At 44.9% G+C, this 4,302-nt stretch carries 5 protein-coding genes; 4 read left to right on the forward strand and 1 reads right to left on the reverse strand.

Translation table 11 applies throughout. The features are described from left to right. The 4 genes from QUB70_RS31700 to QUB70_RS31715 all read left to right on the forward strand — a co-directional run. Positions 1–183, forward strand: a 183-nt coding sequence (locus tag QUB70_RS31700; protein ID WP_332985749.1) for a hypothetical protein, incomplete at its 5' end; no start/stop codon positions are given. Positions 184–377: 194 nt separating this feature from the next. After that, positions 378–1,637 carry an ABC transporter substrate-binding protein gene (locus QUB70_RS31705; protein ID WP_332985751.1) on the forward strand — a complete coding sequence of 420 codons (1,260 nt, stop codon included), beginning with the start codon at positions 378–380 and terminating at the stop codon, positions 1,635–1,637. A gap of 160 nt (positions 1,638–1,797) precedes the next feature. Beyond that, positions 1,798–2,748, forward strand: a complete 951-nt coding sequence (locus QUB70_RS31710) for a branched-chain amino acid ABC transporter permease (protein WP_332985752.1) — start codon at positions 1,798–1,800, stop codon at positions 2,746–2,748. Positions 2,749–2,943: 195 nt separating this feature from the next. Next, on the forward strand, positions 2,944–3,876 hold the full coding sequence (locus QUB70_RS31715; RefSeq protein WP_332985753.1) for a branched-chain amino acid ABC transporter permease: 933 nt from the start codon (positions 2,944–2,946) through the stop codon (positions 3,874–3,876). 42 nt (positions 3,877–3,918) lie between these two features. Here QUB70_RS31715 and QUB70_RS32830 read toward each other — a convergent pair whose 3' ends face one another. Then, positions 3,919–4,248, reverse strand: a complete 330-nt coding sequence (locus QUB70_RS32830) for an HNH endonuclease (protein WP_442927859.1) — start codon at positions 4,246–4,248, stop codon at positions 3,919–3,921. Between the last annotated feature and the right edge of the window lie 54 nt (positions 4,249–4,302).

The raw sequence follows: 4,302 nt of genomic DNA on the forward strand, positions 1-4,302 counted from the left end.
TTTACTCTCTATCTTGATTCTTTTGACGAGGTTAATAGTGCTTTAAGCTTTCAAACTATTCTTTTTTCTAGGTTCAGTTTTTTGCCTTTAGTTCGTGGTTCAGTGAACCGCTTCCCTTCTGGCGCTTTATTAATATACTTATTTCGCAAGGGGTTGTCAAGCGTTTTGCCAAAATATTTTTGACTTTTTTTTGAACCTATACACACCAAGGGTTTGAGCTGTTTGTTTCCAATCCTGCCTCCGCTGGCTGACTCCTCTTTCCGGGTAGGGGTCTTTTTTTTGGGCAAGATTGGACTTTTGAGGGGAGTATCTACGGCGCATGGGTAGAATATCTCTACGTGTAGATGTTCTATATATAGATGTTCGATCGCCCGCTCATGAAAAAACTTACAGCCTGCCCTAGTGGCTTATTCATTATCTGCGCTTCACTGCTGCTGGCTTGCAGTCAGGCGAACACTCCCCAAACCTCTACTACAGCATCTCCGGCAACTTCGCCATCTCCCGGTGCTTCGCCAGAGGGTTCGCTTGGTGGGGGGAGTTCCAACACTATATCTATAGGTATTGGGGTGGCCCAAACTAGCAATGTGGCTTTACTGGGTCAGGAACAGGTGGCTGGGGCAAAAATAGCTGAGAAATATTTCAACGATAAGGGCGGTGTGGATGGGACGCGGATTAAACTGGTATTCCAAGATACGGGTGGAGACGAACAAGGGACGATCAATGCTTTCAATACTCTGATCAATCAGGATAAGGTGGTGGGTATTGTGGGGCCAACCCTGTCACAACAAGCTTTTAGTGCCGATCCGATCGCCGATCGCGCCCAAGTTCCCGTGATCGCACCCTCCAACACAGCTAAAGGCATTCCCCAGATTGGCGATTATGTCGCCAGAGTCTCCGCGCCCGTGGCCGTGGTAGCACCTAACGCAGTTAAAGCGGCCCTCAAGCAAAATCCCAATATCAAAAAAGTAGCCGTGTTTTTTGCTCAGAATGATGCTTTTAGCAAATCTGAGACTGAAACTTTTCAGACAACGGTTAAAAATATGGGACTGGAATTGGCAACAGTCCAAAAATTCTTGACTACTGATACAGATTTCCAATCTCAAGCCACTAATGCGATCAATGTCAAGCCCGATTTGATAATTATTTCCGGGTTGGCGGCAGATGGAGGCAATTTAATTAAGCAGTTGCGGGAGTTGGGCTACAAAGGCGTTATTATTGGGGGCAACGGTCTGAATACTTCTAATGTGTTTGCGGTTTGTAAAGCACTCTGTGATGGAGTTTTGATTGCCCAAGCCTACAGCCCGGAATATGAAAATGAAGTTAATAAGGCTTTTCGCGATGCTTATCGCGCTCAATTTAAGAAAGAACCGCCTCAGTTTAGCGCTCAAGCTTTTACTGGCGTACAAGTTTTTGTTGAGTCATTAAAGGCACTTAATGCTAAGTCGAAGGTTAGCGAAAAGCCTTTGGCCCAATTGCGTACAAATTTGAATCAGCAGTTGTTGGGTGGAAAGTACGATACGCCTTTGGGGGAAATTTCTTTTACGCCGGAAGGTGAGATTAATCAGAAAGAGTTTTATGTGGCACGAATTAAGATGGAGGCGGATGGCAATAATGGTAAGTTTGAGTTTTTGAAATGAAGGCACGACACGGATTTGACACGGATACACGGATGAGTTATTGAGTGTGAGTCTGAGGTTAACCCCGCTGCCCCCTTGGGGGAAGTCAGAAGTCAGAGTAAAAATTGTATGTTTTTTGTTGTTGAATGATTTGGCTGTGATGCTCAATTTTTAACGGGTGATGGACTTAACTCTGTTTTTGCAACAATTTTTGAATGGTTTGTCGATCGGCAGCGTGTATGCTATTTTTGCCTTGGGATACACGCTGGTCTTTTCTATTCTCGGAATTATTAATTTTGCTCACGGTGCAGTATTTACTTTGGGTGCTTATTTCACCTATGCGCTGATGGGAGGTGCTTTCGGTTTTAATGGGTTGTGGGCTAATGCTCGAATTCCCGTGCAGTTGCCTTTTGCTGTGGCGTTAATTTTGGGAAGTGTCATGGCTGGTTTGGTGGGAGTAATTGTTGAACGAATTGCTTTTTTGCCTTTGCGCCGCCGACACTCTGATTCTCTGCTGACTGTGGTTTCTAGTTTGGGTGTAGCAGTTGCGATCGCCAATATCATCCAATATCTTGTCGGTGCGGAAATTTACACTTTTCCTGCTAACACTTACGGCTATTTACCCGCTGCAATTAACTTCGGAACAGCGGATAAACCTATTCCGATTCGGACTGTTCAAATAGTAATTTTTGTGGTATCAGTTGCGATTGTATGTGTCTTAACTTACTTAATAAATTTCACTAAATTTGGCAAAGCAATGCAGGCGGTGGCTGAAGATGCTACTACTTCTAGTCTGTTGGGTATTGATACTGACAGATATATTGTTTTGACGTTTTTTGTGAGCAGTTTTCTGGCTGGTTTGGCGGGGGGTTTGGTGGGTTCTAGTGTGAGTATTGCTGGGCCTTATTTTGGGATTGCTTTTGGTTTGAAGGGTTTGGCTGTGATTGTGCTTGGTGGGTTGGGGAGTATTCCTGGGGCTGTTTTTGGTGGGTTTATGATTGGTTTGGTGGAGGCTTTTGTGCCTGGTGATTTTTCGGCTTATAAGGATGCTGTGGCTTTTGCAATATTGTTTGTGATGTTGTTGGTTAGGCCGCAGGGTTTGTTTGGGCGGCGTTTGATTGAAAAGGTGTAAAATGGATAATTCGGTGATTGAAATTGGGGCAACCACGGGGGTATTGCTCCTACAGAAACTAATTAGATCGGAATGATTTAACCGCAGAGTACGCAGAGTACGCAGAGAAAGAGAAGAGAGAAATGAATGATTATGATGGGACTGGATTTGAGATAAAGTTGGTATTTAAGTATGTTTATTATTTAAAATAAAGTTATGGCTGCATTTTTTACTACTTACGGGTTTCTGATTGTCTCGATGTTGTTGGGTGCAATGTTGGGATTGTCGTTATATTTGCCTTTGATGACTGGGCAGTTGTCTCTGGCTAGCCCGGGTTTTTATGCTTTGGGTGGCTATATTGCGGCGATTTTGTCTGCGACGGTGTTTCAAACGACGGGGGGTTTGTTTCCGCTGCCGCTGCTGTTATTGGAGATGATAATTGCAGGGGCTGTTTCGGGGTTGCTGGGTGTTTTGGTTGGTATTCCGGCGCTGCGGTTGAGGGGGATTTATTTGGCGATCGCTACTATTGCTTTTGTGGAGATTCTGCGGGTATTATCGCTGAATCTGGATATCACTGGCGGGGCTGTGGGCATTTTTGGGATTCCGCAACCGTTTGCGACGCCGATCGAGTATTTGTGGATTGTACTGCCTTTGCTGCTGGTAAGTATGGCGATTCTCTACCGGCTGGAACGGATTCGGGTGGGGCGGGCTTTTGCGGCGATTCGGGCTGATGAGTTGGCGGCTGATGCGATCGGCATTAACCCAACTTTTTATAAGGTTTTGGCTTTCACGTTAGGTGCTGTTTTAGCTGGTGTTGTCGGTGCAGTTAGTGCCCATTTTCTGAATACTTGGAATGCCCGTCAAGGTACTTTTGATGCTAGTATTATTTACTTGACTTCTGTGTTGATTGGTGGTAGTAGAACGTTTTTGGGAGCAGTTTTGGGCGGGATGGTGTTTACTGCTTTGCCGGAGGTTTTGAGGGGGATGGCGACTATTCAGGGATTGCCGATTTGGTTGGCACAATTTCTGCGGGATGGGCGGTTAATTATTTTTGGGTTGCTGATTGTTTTGGGGACGATCTTTTTTCCGCAAGGTTTGGTGACGCCGGAGTTGTTGAAGAGGTGGAGGAAGGGCGATCGTACTTCTTGACGTAACACCTGGGAAATAGCTATTGTTGTACGGTCGGTCATGCTAGGGAAACAAACCTAAACGAATCCATAATTGTCGCGCTATTAACTGTGTTGGAGAGTTTATTTCCAAACTTGTAACTGTTACTCTACCTGTAGGTGTGATTCCGACAATTGCACCAGCCTCCGTTTCCACTTGAAAATGCTCATTCCATCTCTCTTGTCTTGGGTGAAAAAGGGAAACTTCTGTCTTAGAGGTAGAATCAAGTCCACTGATGTTAGTCCCTTTACGAAGGTTACAAGAGCGACAAGCTAATGCAAGGTTTGACATTCGATCTTTACCACCTCGATAAAGTGGAACGATATGTTCAACCCCACATTCCGCAGATGTGATTCATCTTACTGGTATTTTTGAGAAATTCCAGCCATCCAACTTTTTTAGTCTAAT

Origin of the sequence: Microcoleus sp. A003_D6, assembly GCF_036702825.1 — a bacterium.
Lineage (GTDB): Bacteria > Cyanobacteriota > Cyanobacteriia > Cyanobacteriales > Microcoleaceae > Microcoleus.

Coding starts and splice junctions, on each gene's coding strand:
- QUB70_RS31710 (WP_332985752.1), top strand. CDS start 1,798: ATGGACTTAACTCTGTTTTTGCAACAATTTTTGAATGGTTTGTCGATC.
- QUB70_RS31705 (WP_332985751.1), top strand. CDS start 378: ATGAAAAAACTTACAGCCTGCCCTAGTGGCTTATTCATTATCTGCGCT.
- QUB70_RS31715 (WP_332985753.1), top strand. CDS start 2,944: ATGGCTGCATTTTTTACTACTTACGGGTTTCTGATTGTCTCGATGTTG.